At 33.9% G+C, this 25,058-nt stretch carries 24 protein-coding genes and 1 other annotated feature; of the genes, 15 read left to right on the top strand and 9 right to left on the bottom strand.

Annotated elements, in window-relative coordinates:
• The first annotated feature begins 12 nt into the window (after positions 1-12).
• The 6 genes from BLT48_RS09585 to BLT48_RS09565 all read left to right on the top strand — a co-directional run bounded on the left by BLT48_RS09585 (position 13) and on the right by BLT48_RS09565 (position 5,116).
• Positions 13-954, top strand: a complete 942-nt coding sequence (locus BLT48_RS09585) for a peptide ABC transporter permease (RefSeq protein ID WP_089977595.1) — start codon at positions 13-15, stop codon at positions 952-954.
• A gap of 88 nt (positions 955-1,042) precedes the next feature.
• Entirely contained in the window at positions 1,043-1,801 is a 759-nt protein-coding gene (locus BLT48_RS09580; protein ID WP_089978752.1) for a peptide transporter, read from the top strand.
• Positions 1,802-1,828: 27 nt separating this feature from the next.
• Positions 1,829-2,392, top strand: coding sequence for a DUF2441 domain-containing protein (locus BLT48_RS09575; protein WP_089977592.1), 564 nt, complete (start codon positions 1,829-1,831; stop codon positions 2,390-2,392).
• A gap of 160 nt (positions 2,393-2,552) precedes the next feature.
• Positions 2,553-2,726 carry a DUF6366 family protein gene (locus BLT48_RS13910; RefSeq protein ID WP_156097339.1) on the top strand — a complete coding sequence of 58 codons (174 nt, stop codon included), beginning with the start codon at positions 2,553-2,555 and terminating at the stop codon, positions 2,724-2,726.
• A gap of 344 nt (positions 2,727-3,070) precedes the next feature.
• Positions 3,071-4,087, top strand: a complete 1,017-nt coding sequence (locus BLT48_RS09570; RefSeq protein WP_089977588.1) for a Gfo/Idh/MocA family oxidoreductase — start codon at positions 3,071-3,073, stop codon at positions 4,085-4,087.
• Positions 4,088-4,138: 51 nt separating this feature from the next.
• Positions 4,139-5,116 carry a Gfo/Idh/MocA family protein gene (locus BLT48_RS09565; RefSeq protein WP_089977584.1) on the top strand — a complete coding sequence of 326 codons (978 nt, stop codon included), beginning with the start codon at positions 4,139-4,141 and terminating at the stop codon, positions 5,114-5,116.
• Positions 5,117-5,119: 3 nt separating this feature from the next.
• On the opposite strand, the gene BLT48_RS09560 is transcribed toward BLT48_RS09565, so the two are convergent.
• From BLT48_RS09560 to BLT48_RS09550, 3 genes are all read right to left on the bottom strand, one after another.
• The gene (locus tag BLT48_RS09560; protein ID WP_035024041.1) at positions 5,120-5,986 is read right to left on the bottom strand and encodes a MurR/RpiR family transcriptional regulator; all 867 of its coding nucleotides are present in this window, start codon (positions 5,984-5,986) and stop codon (positions 5,120-5,122) included.
• Between the two features lie 201 nt (positions 5,987-6,187).
• On the bottom strand, positions 6,188-7,600 hold the full coding sequence (locus tag BLT48_RS09555; RefSeq protein ID WP_089977581.1) for a glycoside hydrolase family 1 protein: 1,413 nt from the start codon (positions 7,598-7,600) through the stop codon (positions 6,188-6,190).
• 12 nt (positions 7,601-7,612) lie between these two features.
• Positions 7,613-9,478: a beta-glucoside-specific PTS transporter subunit IIABC gene (locus BLT48_RS09550; RefSeq protein WP_035021088.1), complete on the bottom strand. Its 1,866-nt coding sequence runs from the start codon at positions 9,476-9,478 to the stop codon at positions 7,613-7,615.
• Between the two features lie 394 nt (positions 9,479-9,872).
• Between BLT48_RS09550 and map the strand changes: the two genes are divergently transcribed.
• The 7 genes from map (at position 9,873) to BLT48_RS09520 (ending at position 15,553) form a co-directional block, all read left to right on the top strand.
• Positions 9,873-10,628 carry a type I methionyl aminopeptidase gene (gene map, locus BLT48_RS09545; protein ID WP_089977574.1) on the top strand — a complete coding sequence of 252 codons (756 nt, stop codon included), beginning with the start codon at positions 9,873-9,875 and terminating at the stop codon, positions 10,626-10,628.
• Between the two features lie 192 nt (positions 10,629-10,820).
• Positions 10,821-11,060 carry a nucleotidyltransferase family protein gene (locus BLT48_RS14355; protein WP_267462109.1) on the top strand — a complete coding sequence of 80 codons (240 nt, stop codon included), beginning with the start codon at positions 10,821-10,823 and terminating at the stop codon, positions 11,058-11,060.
• Positions 11,061-11,089: 29 nt separating this feature from the next.
• On the top strand, positions 11,090-11,374 hold the full coding sequence (locus tag BLT48_RS14350; RefSeq protein ID WP_267462110.1) for a nucleotidyltransferase family protein: 285 nt from the start codon (positions 11,090-11,092) through the stop codon (positions 11,372-11,374).
• 19 nt (positions 11,375-11,393) lie between these two features.
• Positions 11,394-11,768, top strand: coding sequence for a hypothetical protein (locus BLT48_RS09535; protein ID WP_089977570.1), 375 nt, complete (start codon positions 11,394-11,396; stop codon positions 11,766-11,768).
• A 486-nt stretch (positions 11,769-12,254) separates the two neighbouring features.
• Positions 12,255-12,471: a binding site (T-box leader), on the top strand.
• A 68-nt stretch (positions 12,472-12,539) separates the two neighbouring features.
• Positions 12,540-13,805 (top strand): tyrosine--tRNA ligase, encoded by a 1,266-nt coding sequence (tyrS, locus tag BLT48_RS09530; protein WP_089977567.1) that lies wholly within the window; start codon positions 12,540-12,542, stop codon positions 13,803-13,805.
• A 180-nt stretch (positions 13,806-13,985) separates the two neighbouring features.
• Positions 13,986-14,207 (top strand): hypothetical protein, encoded by a 222-nt coding sequence (locus BLT48_RS09525; protein ID WP_089977565.1) that lies wholly within the window; start codon positions 13,986-13,988, stop codon positions 14,205-14,207.
• A 197-nt stretch (positions 14,208-14,404) separates the two neighbouring features.
• Positions 14,405-15,553 carry a zinc-dependent alcohol dehydrogenase gene (locus BLT48_RS09520; protein WP_089977560.1) on the top strand — a complete coding sequence of 383 codons (1,149 nt, stop codon included), beginning with the start codon at positions 14,405-14,407 and terminating at the stop codon, positions 15,551-15,553.
• A gap of 361 nt (positions 15,554-15,914) precedes the next feature.
• Here the strand turns inward: BLT48_RS09520 and BLT48_RS09515 are convergent, their stop codons facing one another.
• From BLT48_RS09515 to BLT48_RS09500, 4 genes are all read right to left on the bottom strand, one after another.
• Complete coding sequence (locus tag BLT48_RS09515) at positions 15,915-16,562, bottom strand: SDR family oxidoreductase (protein WP_089977557.1); 648 nt, start codon at positions 16,560-16,562, stop codon at positions 15,915-15,917.
• A 116-nt stretch (positions 16,563-16,678) separates the two neighbouring features.
• A complete protein-coding gene (gene guaC, locus BLT48_RS09510; RefSeq protein WP_089977555.1) occupies positions 16,679-17,653 on the bottom strand; it encodes a GMP reductase in 975 nt (324 codons plus the stop codon).
• 266 nt (positions 17,654-17,919) lie between these two features.
• Positions 17,920-18,177, bottom strand: a complete 258-nt coding sequence (gene yidD / locus BLT48_RS09505) for a membrane protein insertion efficiency factor YidD (RefSeq protein WP_089977551.1) — start codon at positions 18,175-18,177, stop codon at positions 17,920-17,922.
• Between the two features lie 65 nt (positions 18,178-18,242).
• A complete protein-coding gene (locus tag BLT48_RS09500) occupies positions 18,243-20,591 on the bottom strand; it encodes a helix-turn-helix domain-containing protein (protein WP_089977548.1) in 2,349 nt (782 codons plus the stop codon).
• 475 nt (positions 20,592-21,066) lie between these two features.
• Between BLT48_RS09500 and abc-f the strand changes: the two genes are divergently transcribed.
• Positions 21,067-22,686, top strand: coding sequence for a ribosomal protection-like ABC-F family protein (gene abc-f, locus BLT48_RS09495; RefSeq protein ID WP_089977544.1), 1,620 nt, complete (start codon positions 21,067-21,069; stop codon positions 22,684-22,686).
• A 147-nt stretch (positions 22,687-22,833) separates the two neighbouring features.
• On the opposite strand, the gene BLT48_RS09490 is transcribed toward abc-f, so the two are convergent.
• Together BLT48_RS09490 and BLT48_RS09485 are read right to left on the bottom strand one after the other, a co-directional pair.
• On the bottom strand, positions 22,834-23,016 hold the full coding sequence (locus BLT48_RS09490) for a hypothetical protein (RefSeq protein ID WP_013709808.1): 183 nt from the start codon (positions 23,014-23,016) through the stop codon (positions 22,834-22,836).
• Positions 23,017-23,041: 25 nt separating this feature from the next.
• The gene (locus BLT48_RS09485) at positions 23,042-23,734 is read right to left on the bottom strand and encodes an NAD(P)H-dependent oxidoreductase (RefSeq protein WP_089977541.1); all 693 of its coding nucleotides are present in this window, start codon (positions 23,732-23,734) and stop codon (positions 23,042-23,044) included.
• A gap of 320 nt (positions 23,735-24,054) precedes the next feature.
• Between BLT48_RS09485 and dhaK the strand changes: the two genes are divergently transcribed.
• Positions 24,055-25,044 (top strand): dihydroxyacetone kinase subunit DhaK, encoded by a 990-nt coding sequence (dhaK, locus tag BLT48_RS09480; protein ID WP_089977537.1) that lies wholly within the window; start codon positions 24,055-24,057, stop codon positions 25,042-25,044.
• The last annotated feature ends 14 nt before the right edge of the window (positions 25,045-25,058 follow it).

Raw genomic sequence — 25,058 nt, 5'->3', positions numbered from 1 at the left:
CCATTTTTTTTAATGAAAACATTGAAAAATAAAAATAATCCATTGTGGATATTGTGTTCAATCGTGTTATTTTTTTTACTGCTTAGTTGTTTATACGAGCCCTTATTATCAAAAGTTTTAACGATCCGAGTAGAAAAGACTATAGTAAACGGAGAAGTAAAGTATCCACCTTTCACCCCTCTTGAAGTTCTGCCATTTGGTACAGATATCATAGGGTTTACTATCTTTGCTAAAATCATACAAGGATTTAAATACACTTTTTTTATTGGATTATTATTAAGTATCGCTCAGATATTAAGTAGTTTGTTTATAAATATGCTAACTCTTCATAAATTAGGATCAAAAATTTTGCTGCCTCTATTTTCTTATTTTGACAAGCTTTTTACATTAATTCCTAAACCTTTTTTATTGTTGCTATTAATAGCCCCTTATTCTGATGCCTTATTCTTTAATACCGATAATGTCCAACCTTCAGCTAATTTGAAATTTGTGATGATTCAATTATTCATTTTATTTCTTGTAGGAATTCCTAATTTGGTTAAACTGTATCATTCTGAATTAAACTTTCTTTTCAAACAAGATTTTGCCTTTGCTAGCCAGACATTAGGGAGTTCTAAGTTTAGAATGATTAGCTATTCTTTTAAACCACAATTAACAGAACTTACATTAAATTTGTTTTTCAAAATCCTAACACAAAATTTATCTCTTTTTATTTATTTAGCTTACTTTCAACTCTATCTAGGGGGTTCCTTAGTAACACAGTTAGATGCAAGCACTACATATACGGCAACCATATCTAACGAATGGAGCGGGTTGATTGGCCAAAATATTAATCGACTAGCTAGCACTCCATGGACGGTGCTCATTCCGTTAGCTTTTTATGGCGCCTTTATTCTCTTGCTCAATGGTATCAAGCGATCTTTAACGGGAGGGATGCAAAATCAATCCATATAAAGAAATTATAAAGCAATCCATTTTGCTTATTACCTTACCGGCAGGTATCATTCTACTTGTTTGTTTAAGCTATACATTACCTTTAGGCATGGGAAATCTAGACTTATTAGTCGAAATGGTAAAAGAATCTATTAGTCAAATTTTTACCTATCGTTACTTATCTGATTTATTGGTTATATATCAACAAACTAGCGGTGACTATACGTTAAAATTAATCAGTGCTAGTTTAGCCATAACATTATTTTCACTACTTGTGTATAGTTACTATTTTCCAAAACTAAAGAGTAAAACGGTATTGAGAGTGATAAAGTATTTAGAAGATATCGAGAGTTTACCTGTGCTTGGCATTGTCTTTTTCGTCCACTGGATGAGTGTCGTTATCTATAAAGAAACTTCCATTTATCTGTTTAAAACAGTTGGTACGCCCAGAGAACCCGCGATAATTGTTCCATTAGTTATATTGAGTATTTTCCCGATTATTTTTCTGATTAAATACATGACTCCGTATATCAAAGATGTTTATCAATCTAATTATTTTGTCTTCGCAAAATCACTGGGGTATCCTAAATATAAATTATTCTTTTCCTATGTTATTCCAAATTTACTAACCTTTTTAGAAAATATCATGAAATTTATTTATCTAGAAATGATCACAGTGATGCTTTTTATTGAAATTCAATTCAACACAGGAGGATTATTAACCGGCTTAAGAAATACACAAATTATGCCTCCTAATAGCAACAGCCCTCAAGTAATTGTTATCAGTTATTTACTTTTATTATTAAGTCCGTATTTGCTTATGAGTCTGTTATTTAAACTAATCAATATTTTCATTTCAAATAAATAATGACATAAATAAGGAGGTATAAAAAATTTGCAATACTACCATCTAGTTACAAGAAAACCAATGTATGTCGGGCAAAAAATTAATTTCGATAAAACACATAAGAATAGATTATATTACTTCTTCCTAGACAATAATTTTAAAAGCAAATCAAATGAGTCTTTGGACAAAATACTAAATCATTTAGACTCAACAATTGAACATGAAGACCTATCATTTTTAAAAGATTCTCTATCTCATACTTCGAGAGCGATTAGAGAAGTCATTACAGAAATGACTAGATTAGAATACTTTCCCCTGCTTCCCTCAAGATTTGAATGCTTATATGGATCTGATAGTCGACAGGGTGTACTTGAATGGAAAGAATTGTTTGAATCCTATAACAGAGATATTATTCAAATTGTCAAACTAGAAACTACTGGCTCTATCTTCAAAGGAAATGCTGCATTACTTCCGTCTTTAGAAAATTCTTCTTTTTTAGAAAAAATCGATCAAGCAAAAAAATATTGGAGCTCTACTGCTGAAAACCACCTCACTGAAGTACTGATTGGTGGAGAAATTTTAGTTACAGAAATTATTGAAGATTTTCAGTAAACTATCTCTATCTAACATCAATACATGCGACTTATGAGTTAGCATAGTTGAAAAGTAATGCATGATTTGATTTACATTTAGCAACCAATAATTTACATTCACCAAAACAACTAAATTTCTACTATATGTAAGTAAAACAAATTTTATAGGAGGACGGCATATGAATAAGAGAAAAAAGAAAGATGGTTCTATCATTAATTTAGTTGAAGGGACAAGAAGATTTACACTTGGAATCCCTTCTGACAAAAACGATGCTATAAGTTGGAAAAGTACTCTTTTATTAATAGTAGTATTCATTTCAGTTTTTTTTATCTACTCCCTGTTTGAAAAATAATGTTCTATTTTTAATCATTCACCTTTATTTAATGCCATTAGTTTGAATCTTTTTATTTAGAGAATTAAAGATACTCTATCAGCTACTAAAATAGTAGCATCATTGACATTACGCAATATTCTATCTTTATTTAAACGTAGTTATTTTTTCTGCATCTAAGCAAACGGAATCATAGCCTTCTTCCATTGCTTTTCAAATAAAAACTTGTTAACTAAACATAATGTTCCGTTTGTATCACGTTGTCTAGAAGAAAAAGAACATCAGAACCTGAATGAATGGATAACAGCCTATTTTGATTGTTTTCATATATAATCTAATTACACAGACTATTAGGAGGTTTTTTTATGTTAACAATGGCTTATATTGGAAATGGGAAAAGTACAAATCGTTACCATTTACCTTTTTCACAAAAAGCAGAAAATATTCATGTGAAAACGATTTATTCTTGGCATGAAAACAGCTCATGGGATAAGGTTCCTGGAGTCTACTATACTACGAATTTAGAAGAGATTTGGAATGATCCAGACATTCAATTAGTTGTAATTTGTCTTCCAAGTTCATTACATTTTGAATTTGCAAAATTAGCATTGGAAAAAGGAAAAAATGTGCTTGTTGAAAAACCCTTTACTGAAACTGCTAAAGAAGCAAAAGAACTATTTGAGCTAGCAAAATCAAAAAAATTACTTGTTCAATGTTATCAAAACAGACGCTACGATTCAGATTTTCTAACAGCTCAAAAAGTGATTGAAAGTGGAATAATAGGTGAATTACTAGAAGTTGAAATGCATTATGACTATTTCAGACCAGAAGTTCCAGAAAATGCTAAAGAATTTTCTGCCACTTCAAGTTATCTATATGGGCATGGATGCCATACAATTGATCAAGTTCTTTCTTACTTTGGAGAACCTGATTCCATTCACTACGATGTAAGACAATTGTTGGGGCCTGATCGAATGAATGATTATTTCGACTTAGACTTTTACTATTCAAAAATAAAAGTTTCGGTTAAATCGAGTTATTTCAGAATAAAACAACGACCAAGTTTTGTTCTATATGGTAAAAAAGGCATGTTTATCAAACAAGAGAAAGACAGACAAGAAGAACATTTAAAATTATTCTATATGCCTACTAATCCTGATTTTGGTATAGATACTCCAGATCATTATGGTACCGTGACCTATGTAGATGATGATGGTCTCTATCATGAAGAAAAAGTAGTTTCAGAAATTGGGGATTACAGTTATGTTTATAAAGGTTTACATGAATCTATTATCAATGGAAAAGATAAACTAGTAAAAGATGAAGAAACGATCCGTCAATTGGAAATACTCGAAGAAGGCATCCAAAAAATCAACTACTAACTAATCTATTCATTTAAAAAAATAGTATTCTATTAGGAAAGAAGGTTTATCATGAAACTCGCGATTATAGGTGCAGGAATGGTAGTGAATGATTTTTTAACAATGATTGGTGACGTTCCTGAAATTCAGTTAGAGGCAATTGTGGGCACTGAAAGAAGTATAGATAAAATGAAGAATTTAAAAAGTAAATACGGAATCCGTCAAGTCCTAACGAATTATGAAGATTGCTTAGAAAATAAGAGCATAGACACTGTTTATATTGCATTACCCAACCATTTGCATTTCTCTTTTGCTAAACAAGCTATCCTCAATAAAAAAAATGTTATCTGTGAAAAACCATTTACCTTAAATTTAGTTGAAATGAAAGAACTCAAAGAGCTTGCTTTAAAAAATAAAGTCATGTTGTTAGAAGCTATAACCAATCAATATCTAACCAATTATAGAAAAATAAAAGAATCACTAAAGGACATTGGAACGATTAAACTAATTGAATGTAATTACTCTCAATATTCTTCAAGGTATGATGCATTCAAAAAGGGAGAGGTATTGCCTACTTTCAATCCTAAAATGGGTGGTGGAGCTTTGATGGATATTAATATTTATAATATCCATTTTGTTATGGGGCTTTTAGGTGAACCCAAAGAAGTAAGTTACCTAGCAAATATTGAAAAAGGGATCGATACTTCTGGCATACTCAGTCTTGATTATGGGGATAAAAAAGTAGTCTGTATAGGAGCTAAAGATTCTACAGCTCCGATACGAACCATTATTCAAGGCGATAAGGGCGCCATTATTATTGAAGGTCCAACAAGTACTATCGAACGATTTACTATAATAGACCATCAAAATAAGAGCGAAGTAATTGATTCTAGAGTTCATGCACATCGGATGTATGAAGAATTCACTGAATTTGAAAGAATCATTAGAGAATCTGATTTTGAAGCTATGACACAACACTTGGACCATAGCGAAATGGTTATGTCTGTTGTAGATAAAGGTTTAAAATCTGCTGGTATAATATTAGGTTGATTTTTATATCTCTTCAGACAAAATTCCCTTTTCAATCAACAATTGTTTTTTCTTCAAATTTTCTAGATTATCTCTGTATTCTTTTGCGTATAGAATAGAATAGAGCGTATTCAATATGTATTCAAATGCAACTTGTGATGCAAAAGTTCCAATTTTCACAAAATCATATTCTTCTTGAACGACTACGATTGTTTTGGTAGCTAACTGAATCAAGTCAGAGTTCGAATTTCCTGTTATCAAAATTGTTGGAATCTTTTCATTAGAAAAATGTTGCAGAATACGATTATTATGCGGACTAGTTCCTCCATAAGATAAAAATAAAGCACAATCATTTGGGGTAAGGTTAGATGCATTCCAAGCTACATCTGCATATTCTTCAGATATAATAGCAAATTTGTTAATTTTTATTAATTTACTTTGAAAGCTTCTTGCTCTTACTTGTGAATCACCACGAGAAAACAGAAAAATACGCTCAGAGTTGTACAGCATTTCTGCAACCGATTGTAATAGTTCTTCATCTAATTGAGCTAACGTCTTTTTTACCGTATCAATAGTTAGATCTGCCATATTCTTAGCTATATCCATGGTTAAATCTTCTTGTTTAAATGGGAAGTTTGCATCTACTTCACCCGGCAAATGCAATTCACTATAAACGACACTCGAAATTGCAAGTTTAAAACTTCTAAAGCCATCATATCCGATTTTTTTACAGAGACGGATAATTGTTGAGTGAGAGGTATAGGTTAATTTTGCTAAATCTTCAATATAGATAGTTGGAATCTTAGTGATGTTTTGAATAATATAATCGGCAATTCTTATTTCGGTGTTTGTAAAGTTATGTTGGTCTTTTAATTTATTCACTATTTGCAACACTGTCAACAACTCCTTAATAAAATTATTCTATCCTATTTAACTCTAATTTACTATATGCTCTATTGTTGCAAAGCAACAAATCCCTCCTATCTATGTTCCTTTGCATAAAATAAACTCAAAAAAATTCTACCGCTTAAGAGCAGTAGAATTTTTTTGTGGTTCAACCTTGTAGAATCTTCAAAATCTTAATAACTTACTTTACTTCTCTTCTGCTAATAAGCCATTATTTCGAATCACTTCTTGATACCAATAGAAACTGTCTTTTTTGATTCGACTTAAATCCTTTAGGTCATGGTCTTCACGATTAACGTAAATAAAACCATACCGTTTTTTAAACCCTTGATGTGAACTTAGCAAATCGATTGCTGACCACGGACAGTAACCGAATAATTCAACACCATCGTTAATCGCATCGTGACAAGCAGCAATATGATCACGAATATAATCAATACGATAGTCATCATGAACCTGTTGATCTTCTGTTAAGACGTCTGGTGTTCCCAATCCATTTTCGGTAATAATCAAGGGCAATCGGTATTGACGGTAGTAATCATTTAGAACCAAACGTAGACCCATTGGATCAATCTGAGCTCCATATTGCGATGCTTTCAAGTGCTGATTAGGTTCAATTTTGAAATATCCATATAAGTCAAAATCAATATCTTTCTCTTTTGTTCCAACTGGATGCATTTTATCAGCTGGTAGATAACTTGCCACTAATGTGCGGTAATAATTTACAGCAATAAAGTCTGGTTTAGCACCTTTTAAAATTTCTGGATCTTCAGGTAACGTCTTAGGATAAATTTCAAGATCTCGTAAGTATTTTTCATAATAACCAGGATAGGCTCCAAAACAATACATTTCTAAAGCATAATTGGTCTTAAAATTATCATTCATTCTTGCTGCCCAAACATCTTCTGGTTTAGTTGAACTTGCGTAGGTCATCGTTGAAGACACAGAAGGACCAATTTTACCACCTGCCACCATTTTATGGCAATCAATGGTTGCTAAAGCATGAGCAACGAACATATGGTAATCCATTTGTGCACGAACTTTTTCTGCATCCTTTGGTTCCACTTGATACATATTCATTCGCTCATTTACTCTGATCATTAAGTTTTGTTCGTTAGTTACTTGCCAGTCTTTAACACGATCTCCAAACGCTTGGTAACAAACTTGCGCATACCGTTGGAAAGCATTGACACATTCCCTACCTTCCCATCCATTGTACTTTTCGACCAAGGCAAAGGGTAAATCAAAATGATACAAAGTAATAAACGGTTGAATATCATGCTCCACTAAACAGTCGATCACACGATTATAAAAATCGACTCCTGCTTGGTTCACTTCTCCATCTCCATCAGGGATGATGCGTGACCATGATATAGAAAAACGGTAAACATTCAAGCCTAATTCTTTCATTAACTTAATATCTTCTTCAAAATGATGATAAAAGTCACTGGCTACTTTTGTGTCTGCTTGAAGTGCTGACCTTTGGAAAGAATTGTAATCAGCAACAGACATGCCTTTACCATTTTCATCCCATGCACCTTCAATTTGAAATGCTGATGAGGAAGCTCCCCACAAAAAATCATCGTTAAATTTTTTCATTGATATACACTCCTATAGCTTAATAAATAATAAATTATCTTCATTCGTGACTTGAGGTTGGTTGCTTGAATCTATTGCTCGATACTGTGGTGAATTCGTAATAATCAAAGAAGTTGTTATATCGTAACCTGCAGCTACAATAGCATCCCTATCAAAGGAAACTATCTTACTTCCTTTCTCAACATGGTCATCAACAGATACAAAACTTTCAAAATGTGTTCCTTTTAATTCTACCGTATCGATTCCTATGTGAATCAACATTTCAATACCATTATCTAACACTAATTTAATAGCATGTAACGTTGGGTATAGAGCCGACACTGTACAATCCATTGGTGCACGAACTTCTCCTATTTCCGGATAAATTGCAATTCCTTTACCCAATGCTCCCGAAGAACAAACTTCGTCCTCTACTTCTGACAACGGAATGACTTGTCCTTTTATAGGAGATAAAACTTTTATGTCATAATCTGAGATGGACAGTTCATCTGAATCATTTTTTACAACTTCTTGATCTTCGCTTGGCAAATCTTTAAACCCTAAAATCATTGTCAGTGCACAGGCACCAAAAAATGCTATGCTACAACCAATAAGATAGCTTAGAAAAGCTTTTGTACCCGCATCTGCATAAACCGGTATCGTTAATACACCTTGATTAGCAAAAGCTATCCCGTAAGAACCACCCCAACCCATCAAGGCTCCTCCTGCAGCACCGCTGATAACAGCATAGATCATTGGCTTTTTCAAACGCAAATTCACTCCATAAATAGCAGGTTCCGTGATACCGAATAGAGCCGTCACAGTAGCAGATGCTGCAACTGTTTTTAAGCTTTTATTTTTGGTTTTCAAGAAAACGCCTAAAGCCGCACCAGCTTGAGAGAAGTTGGCTGCACCGGCAAATGCCAGTAAGTTTTGTCTTCCTGTTTGTGCCACATCATTTATTCCAATAGGGATAATAGCACGATGAGCACCGAAGATGACCAATATACACCAAATGCCTCCAATAAATGCTCCTAATAAAATTGGGCTAAAATTCATAATATAATAATAAATCCAATTTATAAATTGTCCGATATAGATTCCAATTGGTCCGAATACCAACAAAGTCGTCGGAATCATAACTAGTAAAGATAATGTAGGAACCATAATTATTTTCAAGACTTCTGGAATGACTTTTTCTAAGAAACGTTGCACATAAGATAGTATAAAAACAGCAATAATAATAGGAATAACGGATGAGACATAGTTAGCTTTCGTAATACCTAAACCAAACAAGGACACTGCTGTCTCCCCTGTCATTAAAGCAACAATTGTAGGATAACAAAGCGTAGCACCGATAATCATAGCGATATATTCATTCGTTTTGAACACTTTAGCTGCCGCATAGCCTAAAATAATCGGCATGAAATAGAAAAGTGCATCTGAAGCAGCATTTAATATAACATAAGTATCATTTTCTTTGATATCTAGTTGATAAAACGTAGTTGCTACAATTGATGCAACTGCTAAAATCCCTTTTAACATACCCGATGCAGCAATTGCTGGAATCGTTGGTGTAAAAATAGCTGTAATCGTGTTTAACAGTTTACTACCTAGAGAAATATGGGGGGTTTCTTTTTTTGACTCTGGCACATCACTTAACATCGTTTCTAATTGTTCATAAACTTGTTCTACCTTATTTCCCAAAACAACTTGGTACTGACCGTTACTTTCTACAACCGAAATCACGCCTTCTACTTTGAGGAGCTTATCTTTTTGAGGCAACTCAGAGTTCTTCAATATAAACCGCAACCGGGTGAAACAATGTGTTAACTCAGAAACGTTTTCCTTCCCTCCAACGTACCTTAGAACTTGCTGAGCAGTCTTTTTATAATCCAATCTGTTCACTCCTTTTTATTTTTCCACCTGAAGACGGCAAAAGATAACACTAAAAAAACCAACAGCAACTTTATTGGTGACTGTTGCTGTTGGTTTTACTAATTATTTTTACTTTTTATCTGACCTAACTATCTTTTTGCAACTGTTATCTTTTCTTAACACATTAGCATACTTATAAGAGCAAATTAAATTTCTTGTTCCATATCCTTTATTTCCAGATACCGAATCAGCTTTTTAAATGCTTACTAATTATAACCTGTTATCTTACTTTTAATCAATGACAACATTGTTTTATTCATTAATAACTAATAAAGCCTATAAATTCTTTTATCTTTCAATGAAAACACTTATACTATTAGGTATAGATTTAGATTTAAAGAAAAGAGGGAATGAATTGATTACATTAAAGTCACAACGCGAAATCGATGCAATGGATGAATCTGGAACCATCTTAGCAAATATGCATATTGCTTTACGCGATTTTATTAAACCTGGCATAACGAGCTGGGATATTGAAGAATTCGCTCATAAATTTATCTTAGAGAATGATGCCATCCCGGAACAAATTGGTTTTGAAGGGTATGAATATGCAACATGTATCAGTATAAACGATGAAATTTGTCATGGTTTCCCAAGAAAAGAAGTTCTTAAAAATGGAGATTTGATCAAAGTTGATACGGTTATTAATTTGAAGGGTGCTTTATCAGATTCTTGCTGGAGTTATGTAGTGGGAGAATCAACTGCTGAGAAAGACCATTTAATGGAAGTTACTCTAAAAGCTATGTATAAAGGTATTGAACAGGCACAAGCTGGTAACCGTATAGGAGATATCGGTCATGCGATTCAAACTTATGTTGAAAGTGAAAACCTATCAATTGTTCGAGAATTCTTAGGACATGGTGTTGGGCCAACCTTACATGAAGCTCCGAACGTCCCTTCCTATGGACAAGCAGGTAAAGGCTTACGCTTAAAAGAAGGCATGGTCATTACTATTGAGCCTATGGTAAACACAGGAACATGGAAATCAAAAATGGATGATAACGGTTGGACTGCTCGAACAAAAGATGGAGGCCTCAGCTGTCAATTTGAACATACATTAGCGATTACGAAAGACGGCCCACGTCTTTTAACTTCTCAAAACGATCAATAAAGAATCTTTTTAATCTCAAACAAATTGAAATAAGTCTTCTAACACATTTTATTCTAGTGTCAGAAGACTTATATTTGGATATAAAATTTGTACATAAGCACTTTATCATAGTCGAAATTTACTTTATACTAAATCCAAACTCTTCATCGTAGATTTAATTTTCAAAAATCTATGATAAGGTAGGAAAAAACAGTGACTACTTATGAAAAACAATTATTAGAAATGATTAAACACGATAGTTACCTCTTATCCATTTTAAGAGCGGTTCAGGAATTAAATCTAACCGATTGTTGGGTATGTGCAGGTCTCATACGGAACAAAGTTTGGGATAAATTACATAATACTACAACTCCTGTAACTGATATTGACGTCATTTACTTTGATCCTTCAGACCTATCATGGGAAATAGAAAAAGAACTAGAAAAAACTTAGGTTGTTTACTTCCAAATCAGCCTTAGACCGTGAAAAATCAAGCTCGTATGCATTCGAAAAGTGGATTTGATCCTTTTACTTCATCTTATGATGGTGTTGCTCATTTTCCAGAGACTCCAACTGCACTAGCGGTAAGATGTCACCATGATAAGCTTGAAATCATGGCTCCCTATGGACTAAACGATTTATTTGAAATGAAGGTAGAACCCACACCCTTTTACCAACAAGGTAGCAAATTTCATTCAATCTATATTGATCGTATTCAAACTAAAAAATGGAAAGATTTCTGGGAAAATTTATCGATCGAACTTTAAAATTGAAAAGAGGGTTATTATGTCTAAGCAACTCATTCTTGCATGTATGATTCTTTTTATCTTGATTAAATTAATCACTTTTATTTACGTTTCACGTGGTAAATACTCCTCAAGACTTGTAACCTACTGGACTATCTTCCCTACTGATTTAGATAACATTGACCATCTCTCGAAGCAACAACAAGTTAAATTCAACTTTCTAATTTATTTAAGCGGGAGTCTAGATGTATTGATTTATTTAGTCATTATAGGACTTATATTCGAGAGAAAAACAGATGACTTAATTCTTTTATTATTGCTCAATCATTTGAGTTCTTATTTATTTAGCATACCTTTAAATAAAATTTTGGAAGATCACTCTTTAGAAAATGTAACTAATGGGGATGGTAATTGATGTTTACAATTACCAAAATAATGCTTGGCTCTGCACTACCTTTTTCCATTTTTTTTTATGTATAGAATTTTTAAATATTGGAAGACAGAAAAAAGTACCTACGATAGAAAATCATTTGTCGGTTCGACCTTGGGTATATGCTATTTGTCGCTCGGTTTAATTATTTTTTTTACAGGACTTTTTGATTCACTCTTTGGTAGAGGCATTTTTGATTTCTTTTGGTTATCTGCAATTATTATTGGTGTCGTTTTTTGTATAAAAGAATTTAATAGAAGCCCTTTTCATTCATTGATCTTTCTTCTCTTGTCTTATATCTATTTATTGTTCGTACCTTATATCATTATGTTTTCGTTTATGTAAATTAAAATTTAATTTTACTGTGAAGTATACCAACTATTTAATGATTCAAGATTTCTAAGCAGATAAATTCAAAAACAAGATTGACAAATTGTCTTTGCTTCATCTATACTGATAACAATCTCATAATAATTTACGATGAAAGAGCATAGTAGCATCTGGTCCCTGTTTCATAGAAAGCCTATGGATGATGAAAATAGGTACAAACCAACTTTGTGAAGTACACTCTGGAGTAACTTGATTAACCTCAAGCGTATTACTACGTTACAGTAAATGAGTGGTAGGCTTGTTTTGCTTTAAAACAGACTGCAATTTGGGTGGTAACACGGAAAATTTCGTCCCGATAAAAAAGAGATAACTCTTTTTTATCGGGCTTTTTTTATGCACAAAATACATATATAAGGAGCTGGAACAATGAACATTATTGATGAACTAGAATGGCGCGATGCCATTAATCAACAAACAGATGAAGCAGGTTTAAAAAAATTAATTGATCAAAAAAAGGTAGGATTATACTGTGGGGTTGACCCAACTGGTGATAGCATGCATATTGGTCACTTGATTCCATTTATGATCTTGAAAAGATTTCAATTAGCCGGTCACCGTCCCGTCATCGTTATTGGTGGAGCAACTGGTTCAATCGGCGATCCAAGTGGAAAATCTGAAGAACGTGTTTTACAGACTAGCGAACAAGTTCAACATAATGTCGATAAATTAACTCGTCAAATGGAAAAACTATTTGATGCAGGCAAAAATGAAAAATCTATTCGTATGGTTAACAATTTGGATTGGACAAAAGAGATCTCTTTACTCGATTTCTTACGCAATATTGGGAAAAGTTTCAACGTCAACACGATGTTGTCTAAAGACATCGTTGCTAGTCGTTTGGAAACCGGTATTTCATTTACTGAATTTACTTATCAAATTCTGCAATCAATCGATTTCTTACACTTGTACCAACATGAAGATGTTCAATTACAAATTGGTGGCGCAGACCAATGGGGAAATATTACGGCTGGTTTAGAATACATTCGTAAACAAGAAGGTTCTGAGGCTGAAGCCTATGGATTGACTATTCCATTAATGTTAAAAGCGGACGGAACTAAATTTGGAAAAACTGCTGGTGGGGCTATTTGGTTAGATCCAGAAAAAACCACTCCTTATGAATTTTACCAATTCTGGTTAAATCAAGATGACCGTGATGTGGTTAAATACTTGAAGTATTTTACTTTTTTAACTAAAGAAAAAATTGAAGTTTTAGGTGAAAAAATAGCAACTGAACCGCACAAACGGGAAGCACAAAAAACGTTAGCCAGCGAAATGACTCTATTTGTCCATGGCGAGCAAGCTTTAAAAGATGCTGAAAAGATTACTGCAGCTCTTTTTTCCGGTGATGTAAAAAGCTTAACGGCTGACCAAATCGAAGAAGGATTTAAAAACATGCCTACTTTCGAATCTTCAAAAGAAGAACGAAATATTGTTGAATGGTTAGTTGATGTAGTTGGTATTGAACCTTCTAGACGCCAAGCTCGCGAAGACATCAAAAATGGTGCTCTATCCATGAACGGCGAAAAAATTACAGACGTTGAATCTATTGTGACACCTGAAAACTCATTTGATGAACGCTTTATCCTGATTCGTAAAGGAAAGAAAAAATATTTCTTAATTAAATTAGTTTAAAAGTAGTAAGAGCTTTATTTGCTAGGTCCTTAGTAATTAAAGCTCTATTTAAGCTCTATACTTCTTAGTGTTGATAGCTTAGTTAAATGGTTCAGCAACATTTGACGTTGGTCAGTAATTAATTGAGTTTTTTTTAACACATTCCAGAAATTTTCGGAGGAATAGGAGGAGCTTGCAGCCATGAAAGAGGATGCATTGAGAATTACTTATCGTTCGGCTTTAGCCGCTACGTTAAGTTTGACGCTTGCAAGTTTTGAGACGCGTTCTTCGGCTCAAAATGGTCCCATTGCTCTCCGCAAGCTATCCCGTAATCCGGAGGAAATTTCTTTATCAAAGCCAGAAAATGAAGAACCAGTTAAATTGGTTACAGGATATTTCTGGAGGAATAGGTTTTGCTTGTAGCTTGCATTGGATTCAATGGCTCTCCACAAGCAAAACAGTCTATTCCAGAAGAAATTTTATTTTCTTCTATCAACACCATCTGAAGAAGAGTCTTTTTTTTTGCATTCTAACATCAATAAGTTAAGCGATATCATTGTACTATTTTCACTGACAGTGCTAGAATTTAGGTGTTAAATACAAAATAAAGGAGCGATTTTATGCGTGCAGTAACATGGCAAGGAAATGAAAAAATGGAAGTTCGAAATGTTCCAGATCCAACGATTCAAGAACCTACTGATATGATTGTCCGCATTACAGCAACGGCTATTTGCGGTTCTGATTTACATTTGTATCATAATGGAAAACCGGTAATGGAAGAAGATTATGTAGTAGGTCACGAACCAATGGGAATTGTTGAAGAAGTCGGTCCTGGCGTTAAAAAAGTAAAAAAAGGCGATCGTGTGGTTATTCCATTTAACATCGGATGTGGCGAATGTCATTTCTGTACACACGAAATGGAAAGTCAATGTGACAACTCCAATCCAAATCCTGCTTTTGATAATGGTGGGCTATTTGGTTTTGGTAAAATGCACGGCAACTATCCAGGAGGCCAGGCAGAGTTCTTACGTGTACCTTTTGCTGATTTCACCTCTTTTATTGTTCCAGAAAATGATTTACCAGATGAAAAAGTACTTTTCTTATCCGATATTGTTCCTACTGCTTACTGGAGTGTAGAAAGTAGCGGTGTTAAAGAAGGCGATACCGTTATCATTCTTGGCTCTGGTCCAGTTGGGCTTTTTGCTCAAAAATTTGCTAAAATGAAAGGTGCTAAACGAGTTATTGCAGTTGATAATGTAAAACACCGTTTAGATCATGCTCAAAAAACCAATAATGTTGAAACCGTTAATTTTAAAGACGTTACTGAAGTTGGAAAATTTCTTTATGACACCACTAATGGTGGAGCAGATGTCGTTATTGATTGCGTAGGGATGGACGGAGTGACTCCTACCAGAGAAAAAGCTAAGACTCTTTTAAGCGTACAAAGTGGAACAATTAGTCCGCTTGTTACAGCTTCAGAAAGTGTTAAGAAGTTTGGTACGGTTCAAGTTACTGGAGTGTATATGACTCCTTCTGCTAGTTTCCCAATAAATGATTTCTTTAACCGAAATGTTATTCTAAAAACAGGGCAAGCGCCTGTTATTCACCTTATGCCAAAATTGTATGACATGATTGAGAAAAACGTTTTTGATCCGACAGACATCATTACACACACGATGCCGTTGGAGCAAGCTGCACAAGCTTATGACATTTTTGATAAAAAAGCAGATCAAAATATAAAAGTCATCCTAAAACCAGGAATGGTTTAGAAAAGTAAGATGAGAAACGTAAAATAAGCGTTCTAGTTTATGCAAATGCTCATTTTATTCTGTTCATGGAGGAGTGACGAACTTTTTTGGTGCAACTCATCCATGAAGGACTGTTTCATGGATGAGTGAACAACTTTTTGGACACAACTTATCCATGAAGAGTCGTTTCACGGAAGAGTTGGACTACTTTTCTGCTTCACTCTTCCATTAAAGGTTATTTCATTGTAGGACTACTTGTAAAATAACGTTTTTTGAGTCTGTTTTGGACGCTATGTTCTAAAATTTGTAAAAGAATCTATAAAAAAAGCTTCAAGGTCTCTTCTATTGAGAGACCTTGAAGCTTTTTAGTTAGTTAACAGTCTTATAGATTTTTTAATGCTTCATCGATTGGCGAATCACCATTTAAAAGATCAAAGGCTTTATTAAAAGTTGATTCATTATCTAAACTTGCAACTACCACTTCTGCCACGTCTTCACGAGAGATGGCGCCACCTGGCAAGTTCTCCGCTACTTCGATTTTCCCTGTAGCTGGATCATTTTTTAACAAACCTGGACGTAAAATTGTGTAAGTCAATCCACTTTGTTTCAAGCAGCGATCGGCATAATACTTAGCAATATTGTAAGGCTTCATTTCTTCATTATCCCAAGCTGCACGATCATCTGAGTTCATTGCACTGACCATAATAAAACGATCGATACCAACTTCTTTTGCTGCATCCATAACTTTCACAGCTCCATCTAAATCAATGGACATCGTTTTGTCGTATCCCGTTTTCCCACCTGAACCAGCAGAGAAAACCACCGCATCCATACCTTCAAGAGCTTTTTGAATCGCTTCAATTGGTCCTTCTAAATCCGTTAAACACGCTTCAACATCTTTCATGTCTAATGCATTAGCTTGTTCTGGTTTTCGGACCATTGCTCGTACTGAATGCTTGTCACTATCCTGTAATTTATCTACGATCATTTTACCAATTTGTCCATTTGCACCTACTACTAATACTTTCATGACTCATAACCCCTCTCATTTCAGTTTACCCGTTAAGTGTAACAAAGAAACCAGAGGATACAAATCATTTGCATCACAGCAAAAAAAGATCCTTTACAGGACCTTTTCTCTTTTATCTAACGATCTCCGTTAAATATTGAATTTTTAACAATAACATAGTCAACTTTGCGAATCGACTCTACGTCATTTCCACCAGCATATGAAATAGATGATTGTAAATCTTGTTTCATTTCCAATAATGTTTCAGCGATATCGCCTTTGTATTCTACAAGAATTTTCTTGCCTTCAACGTTCTTATGTTCACCTTTTTGGTATTCTGATGCACTACCAAAGTATTCTTTGTACATTTTGCCATCTTTTTCAATCGTTTCTCCTGGAGATTGATCATGTCCAGAGAATAAAGAACCCATCATGACCATAGATGCTCCGAAACGAATCGATTTAGCGATATCGCCGTGATCTCGTACTCCTCCATCAGCAATCAATGGCTTTCTTGCAGCTTTAGCACATAAACGCAATGCAGCTAATTGCCAGCCACCAGTACCAAATCCTGTTTTTAGTTTTGTGATACATACTTTTCCTGGTCCAATACCTACTTTAGTCGCATCAGCCCCAGCATTTTCTAATTCGCGAACAGCTTCTGGAGTACCAACATTCCCTGCAATCAAAAATGTTCCGGGTAAGTACTTCTTGATATGGTGAATCATATTAATCACTAAGTCAGAGTGTCCATGAGCAATATCGATCGTAATGTATTCTGGTACTAAATTTTCTTTTGCTAAAGTTTCAATAAATGTGTATTCTGCTGCTTTTACGCCTACACTAATCGAAGAATATAGTCCTTTTTCATTCATTCGTTGGATAAAAGGGATTCTGTCTTCTTCATCAAAACGGTGCATCACATAGAAAAAGTTATTTTCTGCTAACCAAATAGCTAATGTTTCATCAATAACCGTTTGCATATTAGCCGGTACGACTGGCAAATTAAATGTTCTACCGCCAAATTCAATTGTTGTATCACATTCTGATCTGCTGCTTACAATACTTTTATTAGGAATAAGTTGAACATCTTCATAGTCAAATACTTTCATTTTTCCCTTAACCTCTTTCTGTTATGACGCTATTTTTTAGGCTATTCGTTATTTTTTTTATAGGTAATCAAAAACACGAACATTATTTCTTTATGTTTTATTCATATTTCGTCCCTAAGACAATTTACACTATATTAAAAAGTTTGTCAAAGTTATTCATACCTTTTTATGAAAAGCCTTAAAATAGTTTGCTTCTTCTCTACTTTTAAACAAACGATTTGAACGCATTAAATAAGCTGACAAATAGTAAATTTGTCAGCTTATCGTTAATTTTTTATCGTTTTAATTTCTCTATTTTTTCTTAACGTGAATTTTTTCGGGACCGGATCATATCCGCCTTTAATAAAAGGGTGACACCTTAAAATGCGAGCTGTTCCCATTACTGTACCTTTGATTGCACCGTGTTTCTCAATCGCTTCGATTGCATACTGCGAGCAGGTTGGATAATAGCGGCAACTTGGTTGAAATAAAGGAGAAATGCCTTTTTGATAGCCTTTAATGCTAGCAATAATTATTTTTTTCATGGTCTACCTCCTACCAAATTACAGTATAGCCATTGGGTTGTACTTTGTAAAGTAATCTCGTTCACTTATTCAATGGCCTTACGGAACTCAATAAAGTGAATCGCGTTAGTTGTTAGTAAAGAATAAAAAGACCATTCTTCATTTAAATATTCATCTTTGATATCCAGTGCTGGACTAAGAGATTGAACAATATGATCCATCATTTCATGATCAATACCGTACTTACTATTCAGATTCCACCACTTAGAGTATAAACCTCCGTTATCTCGATCGAATTTAAACGTACGGATTTGATAATTACCTGGCTTAATCCCTTTGAGATGAATGTGTAATTCTTTGCTTCGATTTTTTACAAATAGTTCATCAATTGAGTAACGGGGACTAAATTGTCGCTCATTGAAAATAATCAGTTGATAGCCGTCTTCATTTTCAGTCATTAGATAGTCTGATCCCCGTGCAGTGACCATTCCTCTTAATCTTTCTTTAAAACGCATAGTATAAAAGGTCGGTCTTTTTTCATTAAAGAAATGAAACAAATCTAAACTATCGATTAGATTATTAGAACAATCTTGTAATCGCTCATGAATTTCACTATTGATCCAGAAACCGATTCCTGCTACGTCATTTTCTAATTCTAAAACCTTTTTTAAAATTAGCGCTCCTCTAAAGAAATTCCCATTGATATATCGAGTATTTCCAGATAACATGTTCCAGTTAGTCAAAAACATTGGTCGATCGATTTGCTTTTGCTGCATAAATGATTTAATTTTTTTCGTTTTATCGATAATGTAACGATGACTCTTAGAAAACTCTTCTACATTAATATCATGAAAATTAATAACGTCGTTTTGATCTGCTTCATAACCGATAAATTCAATTTTATTTGCATGCTCGATTTGCCATTGTTGATTTTCTGGAAGCTCTTCTTTTTGTTCATCAAATGGGAAAAATGCTCCCACTTTCATTTTGCTAGATTTATTTTTGATCACTTGCCAAACTTTTAAATAAACGCGTTCTAACTCCGTTGATTCTATTGATGAATCTTCTTTACTATAAAATAGAATTTGCCATTTTTCTACAAAATCACGCCCAAAACCTTGCAAAGCATGCTGAATGAATTGATCAATCTTTTTAAAGTAATACTCTTCGTTCTGACTAATTTGCTTATACTCTAATTTTAAGAATAAATGGATTCCTTGTTCTTTTAAAAACTGTAGGACAATATCAGAATTCGCATATATAGTTGAATTATTTGCCCCTTCAGATAGATCCGTTTCAGTTAAGGGTATGGTCTCTTCAAAGAGTTTTTGGATTCCTACAAAGTCTACACGCATTTGTTTTTTTATTAAAATCAACTGTCTTTTAACATTTTCATTTAGTAGTTCCTTTAATTCACCAATAAATATGATGTGCTTTTCATGTTTTAACTCTTGCTCACCTTCACTATTTAGAACAATTCTACGTTCTTCAAGGTGTTCTTCATCTATCGTATAACTTTGATCTATTCCTTCATCTAAATAACTAGCCAGTCTATCTAAAATAGCGGGAGAATCAAGAACGGTGTGAGCTTCAACTGTATTAATCAACGCTTCATGCTGTTCTAATTGTTCATGTTGGTGTTCTTTTCTATATTGAGCAGGTGTTTGATTATAAATCGTTTTAAAAACAACTGTGTAGTTTTTTGCAGTCGAGAAACCATTTTTCATCGCTATTTGAAATAAATTATCCGAAGTATACAATAAGTCGTCTAGGCTATGTTTTAGACGAACTTGATTTAGGTAATTTAAAAATCCCATACCTGTCATTTGCTTAAAATAACGAGATAGATAAGAAGAAGATAGATTTTCATGTTCTGCTAACTCAGAAAGCGTCAACGGTTCTGCATACCTCTGTTCAATTAATTGAATAATTCGTGCGATCCGTTCATCACTTGTATCTACACCTTTCCAATGTGGAGCTTCTTTTTTAAAAAAGCGAGTCATCAGTAACATAATCTGATACAAGTTGCTTCGAATTTCTAGCGTATTGCTCTCATCTTTTCTAGAATCTGCAATCATGATTTCAGATAACCATCGTCTTAATTGAGCAATCATTCCTTCTCTGCCAGGATCTAATTCCTTTGAAAAACAGAAAAAATTGTAATGAAAGTATTCCTTATAATGAGTCACAAAAAAATGACTAGAAATGCTTAGTGAAATAATGCAATTATCTTCACTTCCCATTACGGAATAGTTATTGGTACGATTAACAATTAAAATATCATTTTCTTCCATTTCAAAATTACGTCCTCCAAATGAAATGGTTGCAGATCCTTTAATAACAAATAAGATTCTTGTTCCATAATACCGTTGAGGAGCAGAATAACGGACATTTTCCATTTTTATGTCATAGTCTGCTGTACTTTCTCTTTTCATTCTCTCTACTCCTCCTTTTTTTCCTATTATACCTGTTTTTTACAAACAATCGATACCAAAATTCACAAAGATTTACCTAGTAGCAAAAAAATAAAAACTAGTTTTCTATTGGTTTTATCATTATTAAGTTAATTTTTCACAACTTCTTTTACTAATGCCAATTCTATAGTATACTATAATGAATAAATGATTAGAATTTAAGGAGGTGAAGAGATGTTAATGACTGGTTGGAACGTGATAACAAATAAAGAAATAGTATTTTTGTATGTTATCCGTGCCGAATTTTCCGCTTTTTAGTAAAAATTGGTGAAGTATGCCCTTTTTTAACTAAATTAAAATGGAAAAGCCAGAAAAAGCATCTTTTTACGACACGTGGAACTTCTTTAAGGAGTCTTTTTATACACCGTTGTTTCTAAAAAGAGAGGTCTTTTTCCCTCTCTTTTTTTGCTGTTTCCGGTAAACGGAGGAATGAAAAATGAGTCTTTTTAATATGAAAAATGTAACACAATCTTATGGAGCTAACACGATTTTTAGCGATTTAAGTCTAGATATCACTACTTCAAAAAAAATTGGTTTGATTGGACAAAATGGTGAAGGAAAAACAACCTTACTCAAGCTTATTGCTGGTATTGAGCAACCTAGTAATGGCATGATCTCTTGGCAAAAAAACTTAACCGTTGGCATGCTTGCTCAACTTCCAAAACAAGACGATCATTTGTTAGTCTATAAAATTTTAGCAAAAAGCTTCGCTGATATTTTTCTTTTAGAGAATAAAATGGAGCAACTCAGTTTAAAAATGGCAGACCCTAACGCTCCTTTAGAAAAGCTTTTAGATCAATATGGACAATTGCAGCAAGATTTTGAAGAACTTGGCGGATATGAGGTAGATGCTTCCATTCGTCGCGTAACAAGTGGTTTGCATATTGATGCTCTACTGGAAGAAGAGTGGAAAACTTTGAGTGGCGGAGAACGAACAAAAGTTGGTTTAGCAAAAATTTTACTGGAACACCCTGATTTACTTTTGCTGGATGAACCCACAAATCATTTAGATATTCTAGCTATTGAATGGTTGACTCAGTTCGTGAAGAACTATGATGGAGCAATCATCATCGTTTCACATGATCGCTACTTTTTAGATGATGTTGTACAAGAAATCGTTGAGATCGAACAAGGAGAACTACATTATTATTTTGGGAATTATTCTGATTATGTTAAGGAACGAGAGAAACGACTATTAAACGAATTTCAAGAGTATCAAGATCAACAGAAAAAAATAAAAAAAATGAAAGAATCCATCAAACGCTTAAAAGAATGGGCAAACCGTTCTAATCCACCCAGCGATGCAATGCACCGCCGTGCAAAAAATATGGAAAAGGCTTTAGCTAGAATTGAGTTAGTCAAAAAACCACTTCTTGAACAACATAAAATGGAGGTCCAATTAACGACTAAAAAGCGCTCTAGTAAAAATCTTTTTCAGCTAAATGGAGTCAGTAAACACTATGGAGAGAAGAAATTATTTGAAAATCTTGAACTTCACGTTCACTATCAAGATCGTATCGCCATTGTTGGGGCAAACGGAACTGGGAAAAGTACTTTATTAAATCTATTACTCGGAAAAATCCAACCGGATACTGGAAGCGTTGAAGTAGGTTCTTCTCTATCTATCGGCTATCTTTCCCAACATGCCTTTGAAATGTCTTCTCAATTTACAGTGATTGAAGAGTTTCGTGATAAAATTTCCGTTTCAGAAGGTGAAGCTAGGCATATTTTAGCAAAGTTTTTATTTTACGGACAAGATGTCTTTAAAAAAATGAATCAACTATCTGGTGGGGAAAGAATGCGTTTAAGATGGGCACAGCTCGTTCATTTAAATCATAACGTTCTTATATTAGATGAACCTACTAACCATTTGGATATTGATTCTAAAGAAATGATTGAAGAAGCCTTAAGTCAGTTTAAAGGAACGATTATTGCTGTTTCACATGACCGCTATTTTTTAGATAAATTTTTTGATACAACCTATCTTTTACAAAATGAGCACCTTGTAAGATATCTAGGAAACTATTCTTATGTCCGATCAAAACTGAAAGAATAGAATGGTTCCTTTATTTATTATCGTTTCTCATGACCGCTTCTTTATAGATTCTATTTGTACAAAAGTTTGAGAATTAGCCCAACAGTAAAACTCAGTTCTTTCTATAAAAAAAAAGGCAACCCTGTTTAAGGTTGCCTTTTTTTTGTCTTACTCATTCCAATTGCGTGGACTCCATAAGGTTCCATCCAATTCGCCTTCCATTTGTCTAATTCGTTCAACTTGCTCATCAATTAAAGCAATTACAGCTTTTAATAAAGCTTTTTGCTTGTAATCGCGACTTGTTTGGATTAATCGTTCCAATTCTTGAATCAACCACTCTTTTTGTTCCATTTCATTTACCGACCTCCTTAACAAGCTATTTCATTTGATCTAAAACAATCTTCAATTCATCTATTGTATCTCTATTTTCTTCTATAAATTCAATTGCTTGGTCTAGAACGAATTGATCGCCATTATTTAATTTAGTCACATCCGTCTCTGATAATTCTTGGATGAACCATCTTTCTCGAGCTTCTAAACTATCATCTTTTTCACGAGTTAAATATTGTTGATAGCGAATCAATAGACTCATTTTTTGATTTTCTGTTAAATAACTAAATTGAAAAATAGGCAATGTTTTAAGAAACGTCATTCCAGTCTTCAATGCCATCGCTTGAAAGGGTTTTGTCAACTCATCAATACTGAATCCTTCACGTCCTCCAGCTTGGTATTCTTCTTTTTTCACACCAATACTCAATACTAACCCAAATTCTTTTCCGATTAATGCTTTCCCTTTCTTACCATAAGCAAAACCATCTGCCAGTACATCATCTTGCCATTTTTTCAATAATGCAGGAGCTGTATACCAGTAAAAAGGAAACTGAAAAATGATTCGATCGTGTCTTTTTAATAGCTCTTGTTCTTTTTCTACGTCTATGTTGAAATCAGGATAAATGGATTCCAAATGATGAACGGTAATATTTTTATTTTCAGGAATCGAACTCAGCAAATACTGCTGACTTCCTGACTCCTTAATTTCAGGATGAGATAGGATCACTAGAGTTTTCATTATTGGCCTCCATTTTTGATTGATTAAAAATTACTCTTTAAAATATTCTAACATGTCTTCTTTAACAACGGATAATAAAGGCAGTTTTTGAATTGGCACCAATTCGATATCTAATGTCGTTAACCTGATTTCTAAATACGTTGCAATTTTAACATAACGATTTGCATCTATTACTAGTATACCAAAACAGCTTGAAACCAGCCCTTTTTTTTCATCGGCTATTTAGTCATCTCCACTAATCGTTTGCTTTGTTCTTTGCGTTAATAACGGTTACAATAATAATGAAGTCAATTAGAAAACTCTCAGGGGGTCTGGAAAAAATGAAAAAAATCATCAATGATCCATCAAATATTTTAGATGAAATGCTGAATGGCTTAGCTTTTGCCTATGAAGATTTAGTTGAACGCTTACCTGAAACATCTGTCATTCACCGTAAAGTTGAACACACTGGAAAAGTTGGTTTAGTGAGTGGTGGCGGAAGTGGACATGAACCTTCTCATGCTGGTTTTGTCGGAAAAGGAATGTTGTCGGCTGCCGTTTGTGGTGAGGTTTTCACCTCTCCAACTCCTGACCAAATATTAGAAGGTATTAAAGCTAGCGATGAAGGTAAAGGTGTCTTTTTAATTATTAAAAATTATTCTGGAGACGTTATGAACTTTGATATGGCTAAAGAGTTAGCGGAAATGGAAGATATTGAAGTTGATTATATTGTAGTAGATGATGATATCGCCGTTGAAGACAGTACGTATACTGCTGGAAAACGTGGTATTGCTGGTACTGTTTTGGTCCATAAAATTTTAGGTGCCGCTGCCGAAAAAGGCTTATCTTTAACAGAAATTAAAACATTAGCAGACAAACTTATCCCCACTGTAAAATCTTTAGGTGTTGCATTAAATCCTGCTACTGTGCCAGAAGTTGGCAAACCAGGATTTGAATTAGAAGCTGACGAAATTGAATTTGGCGTAGGAATTCACGGCGAACCAGGTTACCGTAGAGAAAAACTTCAACCTTCTGCTGCATTAGCTAAAGAACTTGTGAATCAATTAAAAAAAGAATTTCAATGGGAAAAAGGAGATTCTTTTGCCGTTTTAGTAAATGGTATGGGTGGAACTCCATTAATGGAACAATTTATTTTTATGAATGATGTGAAACAGTTATTATCGGACGAAGGATTAACGTTAGCCTTCAGAAAAGTTGGCGACTACATGACTTCTATCGATATGGAAGGTCTTTCTTTAACCTTAGTCAAACTGGAAGATTCTAGTTGGTTAGAGTATTTAAATACACCCGTAACAACCATTGCTTGGTAAAGAAAGGGGAAAAA

The sequence above is a fragment of the Carnobacterium viridans genome, assembly GCF_900102725.1.
GTDB lineage: Bacteria > Bacillota > Bacilli > Lactobacillales > Carnobacteriaceae > Carnobacterium_B > Carnobacterium_B viridans.
Note: the sequence above shows the minus strand (reverse complement) of the source record. Positions and strands in the feature narration are given on the sequence as shown.